Below are 18,544 nucleotides of genomic sequence, written 5' to 3'. Positions count from 1 at the left end.
CCGGTAGAGTGGCTTTGGCTCGGCCGGGGTTCGGTGCGGAGACGGGGTCGGGGCCTGTATCGACCGACCCGGGATCTGACACCATTCCCCGGGGGCGTCGTTCAGCGGGCGGACGGTGCTCATTCGGTAGTGAGCTTGCGACCAGGGGACGGATGGGACCGCGCTGTGCGGGGCTACGAAAGCCAGGAGAGCCATCAGGCCGAGGCCGACCATCTCTCGCGCTTCGAAGCCGAGATGGAGCGGCTGAAGAAGGAACGCGGGAAGGCCGTCCAGCACGCCGATGACCTGGGGTACCAGGTCGAGGTGCTGCGCGCCAAGCTCCACGAGGTACGCCGCAACCTGGCGTCCCGCCCCGCCTACGACGGCGCGGACATGGGGTACCAGGCGGAGCAGCTGCTCCGTAATGCCCAGATCCAGGCCGACCAGATGCGTTCCGACGCCGAGCGCGAACTGCGCGACGTCCGGGCGCAGACGCAGCGCATCCTCCAGGAGCACGCCGAGCACCAGGCGCGGCTCCAGGCCGAGCTGCACGCCGAGGCCGTCAACCGCCGCCAGCGCCTGGACCAGGAACTGAGCGAGCGCCGCCAGACGGTGGAAGCCCACGTCAACGAGAACGTCGCCTGGGCCGAGCAGTTGCGCGCCCGTACCGAGGCCCAGGCCCGCCGGCTCATGGACGAGTCCCGCGTCGAGGCCGAGCAGACCCTGAACACCGCGCGCGCCGAGGCCGCCCGGGTCGCCTCCGAGGCCACCCGCAGGCTGGCCTCCGAGAACGAATCCGCCCGCGCCGAGGCCGAGTCGACGCTGCTGCGCGCCCGCAAGGAGGCCGAGCGGCTGCTGACCGCCGCCTCCGCGCAGGCCCAGGAGGCCACCGAGCACGCGGAGCGGCTGCGCTCCACCACCTCCGCCGAGGCCGAGCAGACCCGTCGCCAGACGATGGACCTGGGCCGGGTCGCCGAGCAGCGCACCCAGGAGGCCGAAGGGGCCCTGCGCGAGGCGCGGGCGGCCGCGGAGAAGCTGCTCGCGGAGGCCAAGGAGAGCGCCGCACGGCAGCTCGCCTCGGCGGAGTCCGTCAACGAGCAGCGCACCCGTACGGCCAAGGAGCAGGTGGCCCGCCTGGTCGGCGAGGCCAACAAGGAGGCCGAGACCCTCAAGGCCGAGGCCGAGCAGGCGCTCGCCGATGCCCGCGCGGAGACCGACCGGCTGCGCAAGGAGGCCGGCGAGCAGGCCCGTACGGCGGCGGCCGAGGACACGGCGGCCCAGCTGGCGAAGGCGGCCCGCACCGCCGAGGAGGTCCTGAACAAGGCCTCGGAGGACGCCCGCGCCACCACCCGGGCGGCATCCGAGGAGGCCGAGCGGATCCGCGGCGAGGCCGAGGCGGAGGCCGAGCGGCTGCGCGCCCAGGCGGCGGCCACGGCCGATGAGCTCAAGGGCGCCGCGAAGGACGACACGGAGGAGTACCGGGCCCGTACGGTCGAGCTCCAGGAGGAGGCCCGCCGGCTGCGCGGCGAGGCCGAGCAGCTGCGCGCGGAGGCCGTCGCCGAGGGCGAGCGGATCCGCGGCGAGGCCCGCCGGGAGGCGGTCCAGCAGATCGAGGAGGCGGCCCGCACCGCCGAAGAGCTGCTGGGCAAGTCCCGGGCCGACGCCGACGAGGTGCGCGCCGGGGCGAACACCGAGAGCGAGCGGGTCCGCGGCGAGGCCGTCGAGCGGGCCACCACCCTGCGCAAGCAGGCCGAGGAGACCCTGGAGCGGACCCGCGCCGAGGCCGAGCGGCTGCGCGCGGAGGCCGAGGAGCAGGCGGAGTCGGTACGGGCCGAGGCGGACGCCGCGGCGGCCGTGCGGCGCGAGGAGACCGAGCGGGCCCTGTCGGCTAAGCGGGCGGAGGCCGACGAGGAGCTCGTCCGGCTGCACGCCGACGCCGAGGGACGCCTGGCGACCGCCGAGCAGACGCTGCGCGATGCCCGGGTGGCCGCCGAGAACATCCGCAAGGAGACCACCGAGGAGAGCGACCGGCTCCGCGCGGAGTCCGCGGAGCGGATCCGCACGCTGCAGGCGCAGTCGGAGGCGGAGGCGGAGCAGCTGCGCACCGAGGCCGCCGAGGACGCCGGCCGGGCCCGCGCGGAGGCCGAGCAGGCCGCCGTACGGCTGACCGGCGAGGCCGAGGCGGAGGCGGAGCGGCTGCGCTCCGAGGCGCAGGAGACCGCGGACCGGCTGCGCGCGGAGGCCAAGGCCGCCGCCGAGCGGGTCGCGCAGGAGGCTGCCGAGGCGCTGGCCGCGGCCCAGGAGGAGGCCGCGAGGCGCCGCCGGGAGTCCGAGGAGACGCTGGCTTCGGCGCGTACGGACGCGGAGAGCGAGCGGGCGCAGGCCCGGGAGGAGAGCGAGGAGCTCCTCGCCCAGGCCCGCAAGCGTTCCGAGGAGGCAACGGCCGAGGCCGTCTGGCTCACCGAGGAGGCCGAGCGGCGCGCGTCCGAGGTGGTCGCGGCGGCCGAGGCCACCGCCCAGCAGGTGCGCGACGCCGTGGCCGGGCTGCACGAGCAGGCCGAGGAAGAGGTCGCGGGGCTGCGCAGCGCGGCCGAGCACGCGGCGGAACGTACGAGGACGGAGGCCGAGGAGGAGTCCGGCCGGGTCCGCGACGACGCGTACGCGGAGCGGGAGCGGGCCACCGAGGACGCCAACCGGATCCGCACCGAGGCGCGCACCGAGACGGACGCGGCGAAGGAACTGGCCGCCCGCACGGTCGGCGACGCGATCGCCGAGGCCGAGCGGCTGCGCACGGAGACCGCGGCGGAGGCCGAGCGGCTGCGCACGGAGACCGCGGCCGAGGCCGAGCAGCTGCGCGCGGACACGGCGGAGTACGCGCAGCGGGTGCGCACGGAGGCCACCGACGCGCTGGCCGCCTCCGAGCGCGATGCGGCCCGTACGAAGGCCGACGCCCGGGACGATGCCAACCGGATCCGCGGCGAGGCCGCGGAGGCCCTGGAGGCCGCCCGCGCCGAGGGCGGCCGGATCGTCGCGGAGGCCACGGCCGCGGCGGAGCGGCTCACCGAGGAGACCCGCGCGGCCAACGAGGCCGCGGTCACCGCGGCCGCGGCGGAGGCGGCACGGCTCACGGCCGAGGCCGAGGCCGCCGCCGAGGCGACCCGTACGGAGGCCGCGGGCACGCTGGACGAGGCCCGCTCCGAGGCGAACCGGCTGCGCACGGAGGCGGCCGAGCAGGCGGACCGCCTGATCACCGAGGCCGCCTCGGAGGCGGAGCGGCTCACCGAGGAGACCCGTGCGGCCAATGCGCTGACCGTCGGCGAGGCCGAGGCCGCGGCCGAGGCGCTGCGGGCCGAGGCGGCCGCCGCTCTGGACGCGGCGAAGGCGAAGGCCGAGCAGCTCACGGCGCAGGCCGCGCAGACGCTGGCCGGGGCCGAGCGGGACGCGACGGGGATCCTCGTCGATGCGCGCACCGAGGGCGACCGGCTCGTCGAGGAGACGCGCACGGCCAACGAGGCCACCGTCGGCGAAGCCGCGGCGGAGGCCGACCGGCTGCGTGCCGAGGCGGCGCGCACCCTGGACGACGCACGCGCGGAGGGCGGCCGGATCATCGGCGAGGCCACCGCGGAGGCGGACCGGGTCACGGTCGCGGCGAACGAGACGCTGGCGGGCGCCGAGCGGGAGTCCGAGCGGACCCTGGACGAGGCGCGCGCCGAGGCGGGCCGGATCCGTACCGAGGCCGCCGAGCAGGCGGACCACCTGGTCGGCGAGGCCGTCGCGGAGGCGGACCGGCTCACCGAGCAGACCCGCAAGGACACCGAGCGCACGGTCGGCGAGGCGGCGAACGAGGCTGAGCGGCTGCGGTCCGAGGCCGCCGAGGCACTGTCCTCGGCGCAGGAGCACGCGACGCGCACCCGGTCCGAGGCCGAGCGGGTCAAGGCCGAGGCCGCCACCGACGCCGAGCGGATCCGTACCGAGGCGCGCAGCGAGTCGGAGCGGGTGCTGGACGAGGCCCGTGAAGAGGCCAACAAGCGCCGCAGCGAGGCCGCTACGCAGGTCGACCGGCTCATCACGGAGGCTTCCTCGGAGGCCGAGAAGCTCACCGGGGACGCGCAGAAGCAGGCCCTGGCCGCCACGACGGCGGCCGAGGAGCAGGCGGACGCGATGGTCGACGCGGCCCGCAAGGAGGCCGCGCGGATCAGCTCGGAGGCGACCGTGGAGGGCAACTCCCTGGTGGAGAAGGCCCGTACGGACGCCGATGAACTGCTGGTCGGGGCGCGCAGTGATGCCGCGGCCATAAGGGATCGGGCGGAGGAGCTGCGCGGCCGCGTCGAGGCGGAGGTCGAGGAGCTGCACGAGCGGGCCCGCCGGGAGTCGGCCGAGCAGATGAAGTCGGCCGGCGAGCGCGTGGACAAGCTGGTGCGGGCGGCGACCGAGCAGAGCGTCGAGGCCGATGCGAAGGCCAAGGCGCTGGTGTCGGACGCGAGCAGCGAGGCGAGCAAGGTCCGCATCGCCGCGGTGCGCAAGGCGGAGGCGCTGCTCAAGGAGGCCGAGCAGAAGAAGGCCGAACTGGTCCGGGCCGCCGAGGGCAAGCTCGCGGAGGCCACGGCGGAGGCCGAGCGGCTCGTCGAGGAGGGCCGGCGCGAGCTGGAGGTCCTCGTGCGCAGGCGCGAGGACATTCAGGCGGAGATCTCCCGTGTCCAGGACGTTCTTGAGGCGTTGGAATCATTCGAGGCGCCTTCGGGTGGCGGAAAGACCGGGGTCGGCGGCCAGGGCGCGGGGGGCGTGAAGGCCGGTGCGACAGCGGGTTCCACTCGTTCGGGTGGCAAGACGTCAGAGGGCTAGTCAGCTCGCTCGACTCTGTGCTCCTGATGGAGGTTCAGGCGAACGAGTGACAAGCATTCTGTCGCCTTGCCACTCAAAAGGGGTGTCATTGTCCAGATCAAACGGGGATTGACTCGATGACACGCCGTCCTGGCGCCTAGGATTCCCCTTAACACCTAACACCTCGCGTAGCACCTCATCGGTCTCATTCGACAGGAACCCCATGAGCGACACATCCTCCCCCTTCGGCTTCGAGCTCGTGCGGCGTGGTTACGACCGCGGTCAGGTGGACGACCGCATCACCAAGCTGGTCTCCGACCGTGACAGCGCCCTCGGACGTATCAACTCTCTGGAAAAGCGGATCGAGGAGTTGCACCTCGAGACGCAGAACGCCCAGGCTCAGGTGAACGACGCCGAGCCGTCGTACGCCGGTCTCGGCGCCCGGGTCGAGAAGATCCTGCGCCTGGCCGAGGAGGAGGCGAAGGACCTCCGTGAGGAGGCCCGTCGCGCGGCCGAGCAGCACCGCGAGCTCGCCGAGTCGGCCGCCCAGCAGGTGCGCAACGACGCCGAGTCGTTCGCCGCCGACCGCAAGTCGACGGCCGAGGACGAGGGTGTCCGGATCGTCGAGAAGGCCAAGGGCGACGCCGCTTCGCTGCGCACCGAGGCCCAGAAGGACGCGGCCTCCAAGCGCGAGGAGGCCGACGCGCTCTTCGAGGAGACCCGCGCCAAGGCCGCCCAGGCCGCCGCGGACTTCGAGACCAACCTGGCCAAGCGCCGCGAGCAGTCCGAGCGCGACCTGGCCGGCCGTCAGGCCAAGGCCGAGAAGCGCCTCGCGGAGATCGAGCACCGCGCGGAGCAGCTGCGCCTGGAGGCTGAGAAGCTCCGTACGGACGCCGAGCGCCGCGCCCGCCAGACCGTGGAGACCGCGCAGCGCCAGGCCGAGGACATCGTGGCCGACGCGAACGCCAAGGCCGACCGGATCCGCAGCGAGTCCGAGCGCGAGCTGGCGGCGCTCACCAACCGCCGCGACTCGATCAACGCGCAGCTCACCAACGTCCGCGAGATGCTGGCGACGCTGACGGGTGCCGCGGTCGCGGCCGCCTCCACGCCGATCGACGACGAGCCGGTCACCCGCGGCGTTCCGGCGCAGCAGAGCCGCTAGTCGTCGGAAGGCTTCCTGCGCCAGTGCGCGGAAGCCAACAATCCGCTTCGACACCGAGGGCCCTTCGTCACCTGTGAGAGGTGGCGTAGGGCCCTCGGGCGTTCTAGCGTGGCGGAATGATCGAGCTCGAGGGCCTTACCAAACGATTCGGCGCGAAGACCGCCGTGGACAACCTCAGCTTCCAGGTCAGACCGGGGGTGGTCACCGGCTTCCTCGGCCCCAACGGGGCGGGCAAGTCCACGACCATGCGCATGATGCTCGACCTCGACAATCCGACCAGCGGTACGGTCCGGATCGACGGGAAGCGCTACCGGGACCTGCCGGAGCCGCTCAAGTACATCGGCGCGCTGCTGGACGCGAAGGCCATGCACGGCGGCCGCAGCGCGTACAACAACCTTCTCTGCCTCGCCCAGTCGAACCGGATCCCGCGCAGCCGGGTCTCCGAAGTGCTGGACCTGGTCGGTCTGACGGCCGTGGCGAACAAGAAGTCGAAGGGATTCTCCCTGGGCATGGGCCAGCGGCTCGGCATCGCCTCCGCGCTGCTCGGCGACCCCGAGATCCTGATGTTCGACGAACCCGTCAATGGTCTGGACCCGGAGGGAATTCTCTGGATCCGCAATCTGATGAAGGGGCTCGCGGCAGAGGGAAGGACGATCTTCGTTTCTTCCCACCTGATGAGCGAAATGGCCCTGACCGCAGAGCATTTGGTCGTCATCGGACAGGGAAAGCTGCTCGCCGACCTGTCCATGGCCGATTTCATCCAGCAGAACTCCCGCAGCTACGTGCGCGTGCGCACCCCGCAGCAGGAACGGCTCAAGGACGTCCTGCACGAGGCCGGGATCGACGCGATCAGCGTCCCCGCCACCGGCGCGCTGGAGATCGACGGCGTGGCGTCGGAGCAGCTCGGCGAGCTGGCCGCCCAGCACCAGATCGTGCTGCACGAACTCAGCCCGCAGCGGGCTTCACTGGAGGAAGCGTTCATGCGCATGACGGCGGACTCCGTCGAGTACCACGCCCACGCACCGGGGGTGCCCGGGTTCCCGGCCGGTCCGGGGATGGCCGCGGACAACCCGGCCCGGCCCGCCGACGTACCCGCCTGGGGCGCCGGCTTCGATGCTCAGCGCAAGGGCGGTAAGTGACATGTCCGCCTTCCCCGCCGTTCTCCAGTCCGAGTGGACCAAGATCCGCTCGGTCGCCTCGACCGTCTGGACCCTGGCCTCGGCCGCCATCGTCACCGTCGGCATCAGCTCCCTGCTCTGCATCTTCATCAAGTCCTCCTTCAAGGACATGCCCCCGCAGGAGCAGGCCACCTTCGACCCGACCCTCGCCAGCTTCGCCGGCATGTCCCTCGGCCAGCTCGCGATGATCGTGTTCGGCGTGCTGGTCGTGGGCACCGAGTACAGCTCGGGCATGATCCGCACCTCGCTCGCGGCCGTGCCCCGGCGCGGCGGCTTCCTGGCCGGCAAGCTCCTCGTCGCCACGGGGCTCGCGCTGGTCGTGGGCCTGATCACCAGCTTCGCGTCCTTCTTCATCGGACAGGCGATCCTGGGCGAGCGCAGCATCGGCATCGACGAGCCGAACGTGCTGCGCGCCGTCTTCGGGGCCGGGCTCTACATGGCGATGCTCGCGCTGTTCTCCATGGGCGTGGCCACCATGCTGCGCAGCTCGATGCTCTCGCTCGGCATCCTGATGCCGTTCTTCCTCCTGGTCTCGAACATCCTCGGGGCGGTCCCGGCGACCCGCAAGGTGGCCCAGTACTTCCCCGACCAGGCCGGTTCCAAGATCATGCAGGTGATCCCAGGGGCGATGGGCAGCGAGAAGGTCCCCTACGGCCCCTGGGGCGGTTTCGGGATCATGGCCCTGTGGGTGCTGGCGGCCGTGCTCGGCGGCTACCTCGTCCTCAAGAAGAGGGACGCCTGACGTAGTACGGGAGATCCCCGGGTCGGTTCTCAGGGGTAGCTCAGGGTCGGGGACGGCGTGGAACCGCAAGGGACTGGATATCCTCTTAACCCTTACGCGGGCGAGAGTCGTCCCGGCCTGGCAAGGGGCAGCAAGATGATCGAGGCAGTCGGCCTGACCAAGCGCTTCGGCGCGAAGACCGCTGTCGACGACCTTTCCTTCCAGGTCAAGCCCGGTCACGTGACGGGATTCCTGGGGCCCAACGGCTCCGGGAAGTCCACCACGATGCGCATGATCGTCGGCCTGGACCGGCCCACCGCCGGCCGGGTCACGATCAACGGCCGGCCCTTCCGGGAGCTCCCGAACGCCCAGCGGCACGTCGGCGCCCTGCTCGACGCCAAGGCCGTCCACGGCGGCCGCCGGGCCCGCACCCACCTGCTGTCCATCGCCCAGCTCTCCGGGATCCCCGAGAAGCGGGTGGACGAGGTGCTGGGCGTCGTGGGCCTGCAGGACGTGGCCCGGCAGCGCGCCCGGGGCTTCTCGCTCGGCATGGGCCAGCGGCTCGGCATCGCGACCGCCCTGCTCGGCGACCCCCAGGTGCTGCTCTTCGACGAGCCGGTCAACGGTCTCGACCCCGAGGGCATCCTCTGGGTCCGCAATCTGATGCGCCGGCTCGCCTCCGAGGGCCGCACCGTCTTCGTCTCCTCGCACCTCATGAGCGAGATGGCGCTGACCGCCGACCACCTGATCGTGATCGGCCGGGGCCGGCTGCTCGCCGACATGAGCACCCAGGACTTCATCACCCACAATTCGGCCGGATTCGCCCGGGTCCGCACGGCCGACACCGATCCGGGCGGCTGGGACACCCTCGGTTCGGTCCTCACCAAGGCCGGCGGCCGGGTCCTGCGGGAGCCCGACGGGGCGCTGCGGGTGACCGGGCTGGAGCTGCCGCGGATTTCCGACCTCGCGCACGCTTCCGGCGTACGGCTGTGGGAGCTGTCGCCGCACCGGGCCTCGCTGGAGGAGGCGTACATGCGGATGACCCAGTCCTCCGTCGAGTACACCTCCACCGAGGACCCCCGCAACGAGCTCTGGGAGCCCGAGCCGCTGAGCGTCCCGAAATGGGAGGAAGAGGAGGCGGCCGAGGCCCTCCAGGTCCCGCAGGCGGGCTTCTTCGCGCCCCCGCCGCCCGGGACCGGCGGCCGGCCGTTCCTGATGCCCGGCAGCCCCGGCGAGCTGGCCGGGGCCGAGGCCGAAACCGGCGCCACGCACTCCCCCGACCCCGTGCACACCCCCGCGCAGAAGCCCGAGGACTCCCGATGACCGCCCCGACGACCGCGACCGCCGGGGACCAGGGCCCGGCGGGCTACACCTCGCCCCTGCCGACCCCCAGGCCGCACCTGGGGCACGCGCTGGCCTCGGAGTGGACGAAGCTGATCTCGGTGCGCTCCACGATGTGGACGCTCGGCTCGCTGGTGCTGCTCGTCGTCGGCATCGGCGGCACGGTCATCGTGCAGACCGGGGACGTGGACTACGAGCAGATGCCGTTCATCGCCCCCGCCCTCTTCGGACTGCTGGTCGGGCAGCTCGCGGTGATGGTGCTCGGGGTGCTGACGATCACCTCCGAGCACGGCACCGGCCTGATCCGCACCACCTTCACGGCGGCCCCCGACCGGTACCGGGTGCTCACCGCGAAGTACCTCGTCTTCGGCCTCACCGCGTTCCTCACCACGGCCGGGTCGGTCTGCCTGGTCGGGCTCACCGCCTCGATCCTGCGCGACGGCCCCGGCGCCGGACCGCATCCGGCGTCCGAGTGGGCCTCCGGCCTGGTGGGCAGCTTCTACGTCACCCTGCTCGGCGTGCTGGCCCTGGCGGTCGGGGCTCTGGTGCGGCATTCGGCGGGGGCGATCGCCGTGATGCTCGGCGTCGTCACGCTGCCGCCGGTCATAGGGGCGGTGCTCAGCATCTGGGAGGCCGTCGCCCCGGTCGGCCGGGCCCTGCTCCAGTACAACGTGCCGGTGGCGATGATGGAGCTGTTCGGCATCCCGACCAATGCCGCGGACCCGTCGTCGGGCGACAGCATGACGCTCCCGGGCAGCCTGCACCACATGGCGCTGATCCTGCTGGTGACGGGCGCCGCGGTCGCCGCCTCGTACGTGGTGGTCGGCCGCCGGGACGTCTAGGGCTGTGGCGTCCTGGTACGGACGTTAGTACTTGGGAGCGTTGCGGGACCGCTGCACCTTGGAGGTGCGGCGGTCCTTCGCGTTCCAGCAGGCCTTGTGCCAGTGCCGGCGGTCGTCGACCCCGCCGTACTCGGGCCAGGCCACCAGGTGCGGGGTGCCCGAGGGGATCTCCTGGTCGCAGCCGGGGCAGCGGTAGCGCTTGCCCGCGGCGCTCGCGCCCGCGACGTGCCGGACCTTCCACTCCTCGCCCTGGTACTCCTCCGTGCGCTCCAGGCCGTACCGGTCCAGGCCGCCGGGGCCCGAGCCCTGGTCCGAACGATCGGCTGGATTCTCGCCGCCCCTGGGGCGGTTGTGGCGCGGTGACACGTATACCTCACGGATGGGCGGACGGCAGTGACTTTCTCCCAGACTACGCGCAGCGAGACCGGGTAACCGCAGGGTGGCCGAAGGACGACCACCGCACTCGGCGGCCGGTCGCCGCGACTGGCCTGACAATCCCAATAACTTTCCGGTCAGGCCGTGCCTTTGGCACGTGTCAGACGTTGTTGCCGATGAGGAAACCGGTCCGCCTGGGGGAGGCCGCGTCAGCCGCGAGGAGGCTAAAGGCGATGCGCGTAGGAGCATTTGTACTGGCAGCCCAGTTCCCGGGCCAGGGACAGGGCGAGGCACTGCACCGGGCGGTACGGACCGCCGAGGTGGCCGAGGAGGCCGGCCTCGACTCGGTCTGGCTCGCGGAACACCACTTCGTCCCGTACGGGGTCTGCCCGTCGGCGGTGACCCTGGCGGCCCTGATGCTGGGCCGTACCCGGCGGCTGCGGGTGGGCACCGCGGTGAGCGTGCTGCCGAACGTCCACCCGGTGGCCCTGGGCGAGCAGGCGGCCCTGCTGCACCTGGCCTCGGAGGGGCGCTTCACCCTGGGGGTGGGCCGGGGCGGTCCCTGGGTGGACCTGGAGGTCTTCGGCGGTGGGCTCGACGCGTACGAGAACCGCTTTCCGGAGGACCTGGACCTGCTGCGCCGCTGGCTGGCCGAGCCGAGCGTGGGGGCCCCGGCGGCGAAGGCCGGCGGCCGGGACGGCTTCCGCGAAGTGGCCGTCGTACCGCGTGCGTCGGAGGCGCTGGACGGGGACGGGACTGGGCCGGAACTGATCGTCGCCTGCACCTCTCCCCGCTCGGTTCGGCTGGCCGCGGAGCGCGGACTGCCGATGCTGCTGGGCATGCACTGCGGGGACGAGGACAAGGCCGCCATGGTCGAGCTGTGGCGGCGCACGGCGCGGGCCGCGGGGCGCTCGCCGGAGGCGGGCCACGTGTCGGCCGGGGTCTGTCAGCTGGCGGACCGGACGGCTGACGCCCGCGAAACGCTGCTGAAGGCGATGCCGGGCTGGCTCAAGCAGGGCCTGGACGCGCACGTCACGGTGGACGGACGGCAGCGGGCGATGCGCGACCCGGTGGCGTACACCGAGCTCCTGTGCGAGCTGCATCCGGTGGGCACGCCCGAGCTGGCGGCCGACCGGCTGGCGGCCACGTCGGAGCGTACGGGCATCACGCGGTTCGCCCTGCTGACGGAGGGATCGGGCGATCTCGCCTCCACCGAGGAGAACCTCCGGCGCCTCGGCGCCGAGGTGCTGCCCCGGCTCGGCTGAGACCAGGGCTGCCGCTCCGTTGGCACCGGAGCGGCAGCGAGGTACCGGTCGTGCGGCGATGCGGTCGTACGGCGGTGCGGTGTGCGGTCGTACGGTGGTGCGCTTTACGGCGGTGCGGTCCTGCGGCGGTGCGGTCGTGCGGAACTTCCTGCTAACAGTCGCGCATTTCGGGCGACTGGTTGAGCAGCTGACCACGGATCGAAGTGAACTTGGCCAGCCGGTCGTCCACCGCGGAGTCCAGCGGGAAGACCGCTACCCGGTGGCAGTTCTGGAAAGCCAGGCGCACTCCGAAGTGGCGCTGCAGCGCACCCCGTATCGCGTCACTCGCAAGGGCACGCAGCAGCTGGCCACGCGCCTGCTCGTCGGGCGGCGGCGTCTGGTTGTCGGCGAACTGTCCGCCGTCCACCTGGAGCTGGGCCACCAGCGAGCTGATCATCTCCCATGCGTAGGGCAGGGAGGTCCGGACGCAGTCGACGAAAGCCGCTTCGTCGACCTCGCCTCGCTCGGCCTGTTCGAGTAGGGCCGGTGAGACGTCGAGCGACATGGGTTCTCCTCTCGCGACTCCGGCCGATTGGGTTGCCGGAGCCTTACGGGCAGGGAGGGAGATCGCGACGCAGTGTGCACGCTTCGCAACCTCCCGCTCACCACGGTAGGCGCCCGGTGGGGACCGCACCAGGAGAATGCGCATACAACGCGCCATCCTCGAAGGGGGCTTTCGGGGGCGAATCGCGTGCAGGCCTTCTCGTCGAGTAGCGTTGCCGACCATGCGTCTCGTCATTGCCCGCTGCTCCGTCGATTACGCGGGCCGGCTCACCGCCCATCTGCCCTCGGCACCCCGTCTGATCCTCGTGAAGGCCGACGGCAGTGTCTCGATCCACGCGGACGACCGAGCGTACAAACCGCTCAACTGGATGTCCCCGCCCTGCACCCTCAAGGAGGGGAGCGGCGACGACGCCGGCGTCTGGACCGTCGTCAACAAGGCGGGCGAGAAGCTCATCATCACCATGGAGGAAGTCCTCCACGACTCCTCGCACGAGCTGGGCACCGACCCGGGTCTGATCAAGGACGGGGTCGAGGCGCACCTGCAGGAGCTGCTGGCCGACCGGATCGAGACCCTCGGCGAGGGCTACACGCTGATCCGCCGCGAGTACATGACCGCGATCGGACCGGTCGACATCCTGTGCCGGGACGCCTCCGGCGGGACGGTGGCGGTGGAGATCAAGCGCCGCGGCGAGATCGACGGCGTCGAACAGCTCACCCGGTACCTGGAGCTCCTGAACCGGGACCCGCACCTGGCGCCCGTCAAGGGCATCTTCGCGGCCCAGGAGATCAAGCCCCAGGCGCGCGTCCTGGCGAACGACCGCGGCATGGACTGCGTCGTCCTCGACTACAACGCGATGCGCGGCATCGAGGACGACAAGCTCCGCCTGTTCTAGGCAGGAGCACGACGTACGCCGCTGCGACGGCGGGCCCGGCAGGGCCTGCCGTCAGGGAGCGGCGTTCTGCGTTCCGCCCGTCTCCGTTACCGGGGGCTTCGGCTGGTCGGTCGGATCCGTGTGCGTGGGGCTCGGCGACGAGGTCAGGGTCGGGCTCGGGGAAGCCGGCGGGGTGCTCACGGGCGGGGCCGAGCTCGACACCGGCGGCGAGGCCGGGCTCGTCGGGGTCGACGACGACGGACTCGGCGTCGGAGTCGGCTTGCCCGAGGGGGACTTGCGCGGCGACGGGGTCGTGCCCGGCGCCTGTGCGGTCGGGGACGAGGCTCCCGGCTCCGGCGAGGGATCGGTTCCGCTCGGACCCGGGGTACTCGGCTGCGACTCCTCCTCCGAGGTCGGCGCCGTGGAGACCGCGGGCGCCTGCGCCGGGGGCTCCTCGTCGGTGTTCATCGCCAGTGCCACCACCGTGCCCAGCACCACGGCGCCCACCGCCCCGGCCGCGGCCAGCAGCAACGGCTTGCGGCGCGGCTTCGGCTTCTGCGCGGGCAGCGGCTTGGGCGCGGGGGCCGGCTCGGGGGTGAGGGGGAAGGCGTCCTCGAACACCTCGGCCAGGGTCGCGGGCGCGACGGAGCCGGGCGGCGCCACCGCGGGCACGACCGTCGTGAAGGCCTCCGGGGGCCGCGGCGCAACGCGCTCGGGCACCGAGGCGGCCCCGGGGCCCGCGCCGGGCAGGGCCGCGAGGGCCTTCGACAGGGTCGCCGGAGTCACCGGAGCCACGGGCGCCACCGGAACCCCGGCAGCGGACGGCGTCCCGGGAGCACCGGGGACACCGGGAGCACCGGAAGCACCGGAAGCACCGGGGACACCTGGAACCGACGGCGTCCCGGCAGCAGCACCGGCAGCCAGCGAGGTCCCCGCAGCAGCCGCAGCAGCCGCAGCACCCGCGGCACCCGCGGCACCCGCGGCACCCGCGGCACCCGCAGCCAACGGAGTCCCCGCGGCACCGGGAACGCCCGGACCGCTGCGAACCTCGGGGAACGGCATGGTCCCGGCAGGCCTGGCGGCCGCGGCACCTCCGGGTACCGGAGGGAACTGCGCAGCAGTGGCAGCTCCGGGAAGCCCCGGAGCAGCGGGAACCCCGGGAAGCCCGGGCAGTCCGGGAGACAGCGCAGCACCCGCGGTCCCGGGGACGGGCGGAACACCCGAAGCACCCGCAGCACCCGCCACACCGGCTGAGCCCGGTATCCCCGCACCGCCCGGCGCCCCCGCGACCGGCGGAACGCCCGCAGCACCCGGCACACCGGACGCACCCGCGAGCCCCGCGAGGCCCGGCACACCCGCAACACCCGCAACACCCGCACCCGGGATGCCCGGAACGCCAACGGAACCCGCGCCCGGCCGGACCTCCCCGGCCGCCCGCGCCGCTCCCCCGGCCCCGGTCCCGGCCCCGGCCGCAGCCGCGCCCGGCGGAGCCAGTCGCAGCGGCGGTGATATCTGGGTCTCCGCCGACTCCCGGTCGGTGACCAGGGCCAGCGCGCGCCGTCCCGCCACGGTGCCCCGCTTGTCGGCCAGCGCACCGCGCAGCCCGGTCGAGGCCTCCAGCTCGGCACGCGCCCGGTCGAGGCGGCCCTCGCACAGGGCCAGTACGCCCAGCTCGTGGTGGAAGTACGCCTGCTCCGCGACCTCGCCGGCCTTCCGTGCGGCCTCCGCGCCCGCGCGCAGCACCCGGTCCCAGGCCTCCCAGTGCAGCGAGGCCGCGAACGCCGGAGCCGCCGTCCGTGCCAGCAGTACCGCGGCCACCACATCGGCGCCGGCCAGCGCCGCGAGCACCGCGTCGGCCTCCGCCGCGACCCGCCCGGGGCTGACCGAGGTGTGGCCGGTCCACCAGGCGTAGTGCCGGGCGGCCGTACGGGCTTCCTCGGCGGCGGTGTCCGCGTAGCCGATGTCCTCCAGCTGCCGGGCGACCCCCGCGGCCAGCTGGTAGCGCGTGCCGACGGGGCTCAGCAGCCCGCAGTCGAGGAGCTCCGCGACGGCCGTGTCGGCGTGCGTGTCTCCGACCAGCGCGGGCAGGTGCGCGTGGTGCGGCAGCTCCCCGCCGAGTGCGCAGGCGATCCGCAGCGCGGCCCGCGCCGACTCGCTGACCCGGGAGGCGAGCAGCTCCGCCGGGGCTGCGCCCTCGGCCAGCGTCGGCAGCGGCACGAACACGGTGTCGCGCGGCTTCTCCTCGAAGACGCCGGGCTCCTCCCCGTCGTCGTCGCCGTCGCCCTGGCCGGTGCGGTTGAGTTCGTCGCGCTGTCGCAGCAGCGCGGCCGCCTGGACGAAGCGCAGCGGCAGCCCTTCGGAGGCGAAGCTCAGGTCGCCCGCCCAGGCCGTTTCCTCGTCGGTCAGGGGCCGTCCGGTGCCCGATTCGAGCAGGGCCACGCAGTCGGCGCGGGCCAGGCCGCCGAGGAAGACCTCTTCGAGGTGCGAGTCGTCGGAGGGGGCGCGGGTGTCGGGGGTGGCGGCCAGCAGGTACGCGCACTCCGGCGTGGCCCGCAGCAGTTCGTCGAGGGCGGTGCCGCCCATGTCGAGGTCGTCGACGAGGACGACGGCGCCTATCTCCGCCACCCGGGCGAGGAGCCCGGCGCGGTCGGGGCGTTCGGCCGGGGCCTCGTACACGGTGGCGTACAGCGCCTGGAGCAGCTCGCCGGGCTGCTGGTGTCCCTGGGCGCAGAGCCGTACGACCCCGTCGGGGGCGAGGTCCGCGCAGGCGTCGGCGACCGAGTCGAGCAGCGCCGTGCGTCCGGATCCGGAGGGTCCCGTCAGCCGTACGGAGCGGCCGCGCGCGAGGAGCCGTACGAGGCGGTCGCGCTCTTCCTCCCGGCCCAGCAGGGTCCGCGTACCGGCGGGGGCGCCCGGCGGTACGGGGGGCCGTGCGGCGGCCGCCGCGGAGGCGCGGGCGGCGGGGGTGCGCTTGACCGGGACGGGGGCGGGTTCGCCGCCGGGGCGGTGGGTGCGGACGATCTCGCTGCCGTCGACGGGGTTCACGGTGAGGGTGAAGTCCCCGGACGTCAGCGTCACCACGCGCGCCGGCTGCTCAGCCGGATCGGCCTGCCCCTGTGTGCTGCTCCGGTCCATGACCAAGTCCCCCGATCGCGCCGTGCGCCGTCGTCCCGCCCGGCCTTCGCACGCCGTGTGTCGCTACTGGTCCGGTTTCCGCCCGAACCCTAGACCGTACCCGGCCGGGCGTGAACCGCAGGGGTGCCTTCACCACCGGACCGTTACGTTTGCGCAGGACCTGCAAAGGGGCCCGGCACACGTGAACCGGGTACGGGCGTCACGCGCGGGGCAGCGACTCCGCTTCCAGCCCGCCTTCGATCGCGAGGATCCGGTGCAGCCGGGTGGCCACGAGCAGCCGCTGCATCTGTGGCGGTACCCCGCGCAGGACGAGCCGCCGGCCGGTCCGGCCGGCCCGGCGGTGGGCGCCCATGATCACGCCGAGTCCCGTCGCGTCCCAGGAGTCGAGCCCGGTGAGGTCCAGCACGAGGTCGCCGTGACCGTCGTCGAGGGCGGTGTGCAGGACCGTACGGGCGTCCGCCGCGCTGCGCACGTCGAGGCGTCCCCCGACCGCGAGTTCGGCGTGGTCGCCCCTGATGTGCATGTGTACTCCCGGCAGCGCGGTACTGATTGCTTATGGTCCGACTGGTCCGTGGTCGGCAACTCTCACTGCAACTGACTGCCTCAGGGGCAGGGAAGTTGCCGACCGTGAGCGAACCGATACCTAATTCACCCTGTGGGGTGCAGGCCTTTCGAACTGGTGCTCAGTGCTTGTAGAAGCCCTGACCGCTCTTGCGGCCGATGTCGCCCGCGTCGACCATGCGGCGCATCAGCTCCGGCGGCGCGAACTTCTCGTCCTGCGATTCGGTGTAGATGTTGCTGGTGGCGTGCAGCAGGATGTCGACGCCGGTGAGGTCGGCGGTGGCCAGCGGGCCCATCGCGTGCCCGAAGCCGAGCTTGCAGGCGATGTCGATGTCCTCGGCCGACGCCACGCCCGATTCGTACAGCTTCGCGGCTTCGACGACCAGGGCGGAGATGAGACGGGTCGTCACGAAGCCGGCGACGTCGCGGTTGACGACGATGCAGGTCTTGCCGACCGACTCGGCGAACGCCCGGGTGGTGGCGAGGGTTTCGTCGCTCGTCTTGTAGCCGCGCACGAGCTCGCACAGCTGCATCATCGGGACCGGCGAGAAGAAGTGCGCACCGACGACCCGCTCCGGACGCTCCGTCACGGCCGCGATCTTGGTGATCGGGATGGCGGAGGTGTTGGAGGCGAGGATCGCGTCCTCGCGCACCAGCTTGTCGAGCGCGCGGAAGATCTCGTGCTTGACCTCGAGCTTCTCGAAGACGGCCTCGACGACGATGTCGGCGTCGGCGACCGCTTCCAGCTCGGTGCTCGTGGTGATGCGGGCGAGCGCCGCCTCGGCGTCCTCGGCCGTCAGCTTGCCCTTGGCGACGAACCGGTCGTACGAGGCCTTGATCCCGTCGGTGCCGCGCGTCAGGGCGGCATCGGTGACATCGCGCAGCACGACGTCCCAACCCGCCTGAGCGGAGACCTGAGCGATTCCGGAACCCATCAGTCCGGCACCGATGACGGCGAGCTTCCCAGCCACTGCACACCCCACGTTCTTCTAGGACACGGCCTCGAATACGGCACAGCCTCGTTCGTTCTCCGGCGGAGACTAGCGTCCGCGAGCGGCCCCGTGACCGCGAAGTAACACGCGTCACGTCTCAGATGACGGACATCACACCGGGACGGCCCAGCAGTGCGCCGGGGGGCTGCAGTTGACCGCCACTAGGGTGGCGGCATGGTGAACCTCACGCGCATCTACACCCGCACCGGCGACAAGGGCACGACCGCGCTCGGCGACATGAGCCGCACGGCCAAGACCGATCTGCGGATCTCCGCGTACGCCGACGCCAACGAGGCCAATGCGGCCATCGGGACGGCCATCGCACTCGGCGCGCTGCCCGCCGATGTCGTGAAGGTCCTGGTCCGTGTGCAGAACGACCTGTTCGACGTGGGCGCCGACCTCTGCACCCCGGTCGTCGAGAACCCCGAGTACCCGCCGCTGCGCGTCGAGCAGTTCTACGTGGACAAGCTGGAGGCCGACTGCGACCTCTTCAACGAGGAGTTGGAGAAGCTCCGCAGCTTCATCCTCCCCGGCGGCACCCCCGGCGCGGCCCTCCTGCACCAGGCCTGCACGGTGGTCCGGCGCGCCGAGCGCTCCACGTGGGCGGCCCTGGAAGCGCACGGCGAGGTCATGAACCCGCTGACGGCCACCTACCTCAACCGCCTCTCCGACCTCCTCTTCATCCTGGCCCGCACGGCCAACAAGGAGGTCGGCGACGTCCTGTGGGTCCCCGGCGGCGAGCGCTAGGGGGCATACG

General features: G+C 72.8%; 14 protein-coding genes. 9 read left to right on the top strand and 5 right to left on the bottom strand.

Features of this window, described 5'->3' with window-relative positions; all coding sequences use genetic code 11:
• Window positions 1-165 precede the first annotated feature (165 nt).
• The 6 genes from scy to ACIA8F_RS05310 all read left to right on the top strand — a co-directional run bounded on the left by scy (window position 166) and on the right by ACIA8F_RS05310 (window position 10,044).
• The gene (scy, locus tag ACIA8F_RS05335) at window positions 166-4,821 is read left to right on the top strand and encodes a polarized growth protein Scy (protein ID WP_399376861.1); all 4,656 of its coding nucleotides are present in this window, start codon (window positions 166-168) and stop codon (window positions 4,819-4,821) included.
• Window positions 4,822-5,023: 202 nt separating this feature from the next.
• Window positions 5,024-5,962 carry a cellulose-binding protein gene (locus ACIA8F_RS05330; RefSeq protein ID WP_399376860.1) on the top strand — a complete coding sequence of 313 codons (939 nt, stop codon included), beginning with the start codon at window positions 5,024-5,026 and terminating at the stop codon, window positions 5,960-5,962.
• A gap of 116 nt (window positions 5,963-6,078) precedes the next feature.
• The gene (locus ACIA8F_RS05325; protein ID WP_399376858.1) at window positions 6,079-7,101 is read left to right on the top strand and encodes an ABC transporter ATP-binding protein; all 1,023 of its coding nucleotides are present in this window, start codon (window positions 6,079-6,081) and stop codon (window positions 7,099-7,101) included.
• A 1-nt stretch (window position 7,102) separates the two neighbouring features.
• Window positions 7,103-7,882, top strand: coding sequence for an ABC transporter permease (locus ACIA8F_RS05320; RefSeq protein ID WP_399376856.1), 780 nt, complete (start codon window positions 7,103-7,105; stop codon window positions 7,880-7,882).
• Window positions 7,883-8,017: 135 nt separating this feature from the next.
• On the top strand, window positions 8,018-9,184 hold the full coding sequence (locus ACIA8F_RS05315) for an ABC transporter ATP-binding protein (protein ID WP_399376855.1): 1,167 nt from the start codon (window positions 8,018-8,020) through the stop codon (window positions 9,182-9,184).
• Window positions 9,181-10,044: an ABC transporter permease gene (locus tag ACIA8F_RS05310; protein WP_399376854.1), complete on the top strand. Its 864-nt coding sequence runs from the start codon at window positions 9,181-9,183 to the stop codon at window positions 10,042-10,044. The genes ACIA8F_RS05315 and ACIA8F_RS05310 overlap by 4 nt, the downstream gene beginning before the upstream one ends.
• A gap of 24 nt (window positions 10,045-10,068) precedes the next feature.
• Here the strand turns inward: ACIA8F_RS05310 and ACIA8F_RS05305 are convergent, their stop codons facing one another.
• Window positions 10,069-10,410, bottom strand: coding sequence for an ATP/GTP-binding protein (locus tag ACIA8F_RS05305; protein ID WP_382970656.1), 342 nt, complete (start codon window positions 10,408-10,410; stop codon window positions 10,069-10,071).
• Between the two features lie 242 nt (window positions 10,411-10,652).
• Between ACIA8F_RS05305 and ACIA8F_RS05300 the strand changes: the two genes are divergently transcribed.
• Complete coding sequence (locus tag ACIA8F_RS05300) at window positions 10,653-11,684, top strand: LLM class flavin-dependent oxidoreductase (RefSeq protein ID WP_399376853.1); 1,032 nt, start codon at window positions 10,653-10,655, stop codon at window positions 11,682-11,684.
• Between the two features lie 151 nt (window positions 11,685-11,835).
• Here ACIA8F_RS05300 and ACIA8F_RS05295 read toward each other — a convergent pair whose 3' ends face one another.
• Complete coding sequence (locus ACIA8F_RS05295; protein WP_399376852.1) at window positions 11,836-12,228, bottom strand: SCO5389 family protein; 393 nt, start codon at window positions 12,226-12,228, stop codon at window positions 11,836-11,838.
• Between the two features lie 220 nt (window positions 12,229-12,448).
• Between ACIA8F_RS05295 and nucS the strand changes: the two genes are divergently transcribed.
• On the top strand, window positions 12,449-13,120 hold the full coding sequence (gene nucS, locus ACIA8F_RS05290; RefSeq protein WP_330298612.1) for an endonuclease NucS: 672 nt from the start codon (window positions 12,449-12,451) through the stop codon (window positions 13,118-13,120).
• 51 nt (window positions 13,121-13,171) lie between these two features.
• Here the strand turns inward: nucS and ACIA8F_RS05285 are convergent, their stop codons facing one another.
• The 3 genes from ACIA8F_RS05285 to ACIA8F_RS05275 all read right to left on the bottom strand — a co-directional run bounded on the left by ACIA8F_RS05285 (window position 13,172) and on the right by ACIA8F_RS05275 (window position 17,766).
• On the bottom strand, window positions 13,172-16,234 hold the full coding sequence (locus tag ACIA8F_RS05285) for an ATP-binding protein (protein WP_399376851.1): 3,063 nt from the start codon (window positions 16,232-16,234) through the stop codon (window positions 13,172-13,174).
• Window positions 16,235-16,433: 199 nt separating this feature from the next.
• Window positions 16,434-16,757 carry an STAS domain-containing protein gene (locus tag ACIA8F_RS05280; protein WP_243336243.1) on the bottom strand — a complete coding sequence of 108 codons (324 nt, stop codon included), beginning with the start codon at window positions 16,755-16,757 and terminating at the stop codon, window positions 16,434-16,436.
• 160 nt (window positions 16,758-16,917) lie between these two features.
• Window positions 16,918-17,766, bottom strand: a complete 849-nt coding sequence (locus tag ACIA8F_RS05275) for a 3-hydroxyacyl-CoA dehydrogenase family protein (protein WP_383947130.1) — start codon at window positions 17,764-17,766, stop codon at window positions 16,918-16,920.
• Between the two features lie 195 nt (window positions 17,767-17,961).
• On the opposite strand from ACIA8F_RS05275, the gene ACIA8F_RS05270 reads away from it, so the two are divergent.
• Window positions 17,962-18,534: a cob(I)yrinic acid a,c-diamide adenosyltransferase gene (locus ACIA8F_RS05270; protein ID WP_399376850.1), complete on the top strand. Its 573-nt coding sequence runs from the start codon at window positions 17,962-17,964 to the stop codon at window positions 18,532-18,534.
• The last annotated feature ends 10 nt before the right edge of the window (window positions 18,535-18,544 follow it).

The organism is Streptomyces sp. NPDC051563, assembly GCF_044454225.1.
In the GTDB taxonomy this organism is placed as follows: Bacteria; Actinomycetota; Actinomycetes; order Streptomycetales; family Streptomycetaceae; genus Streptomyces.
Note: the sequence above shows the minus strand (reverse complement) of the source record. Positions and strands in the feature narration are given on the sequence as shown.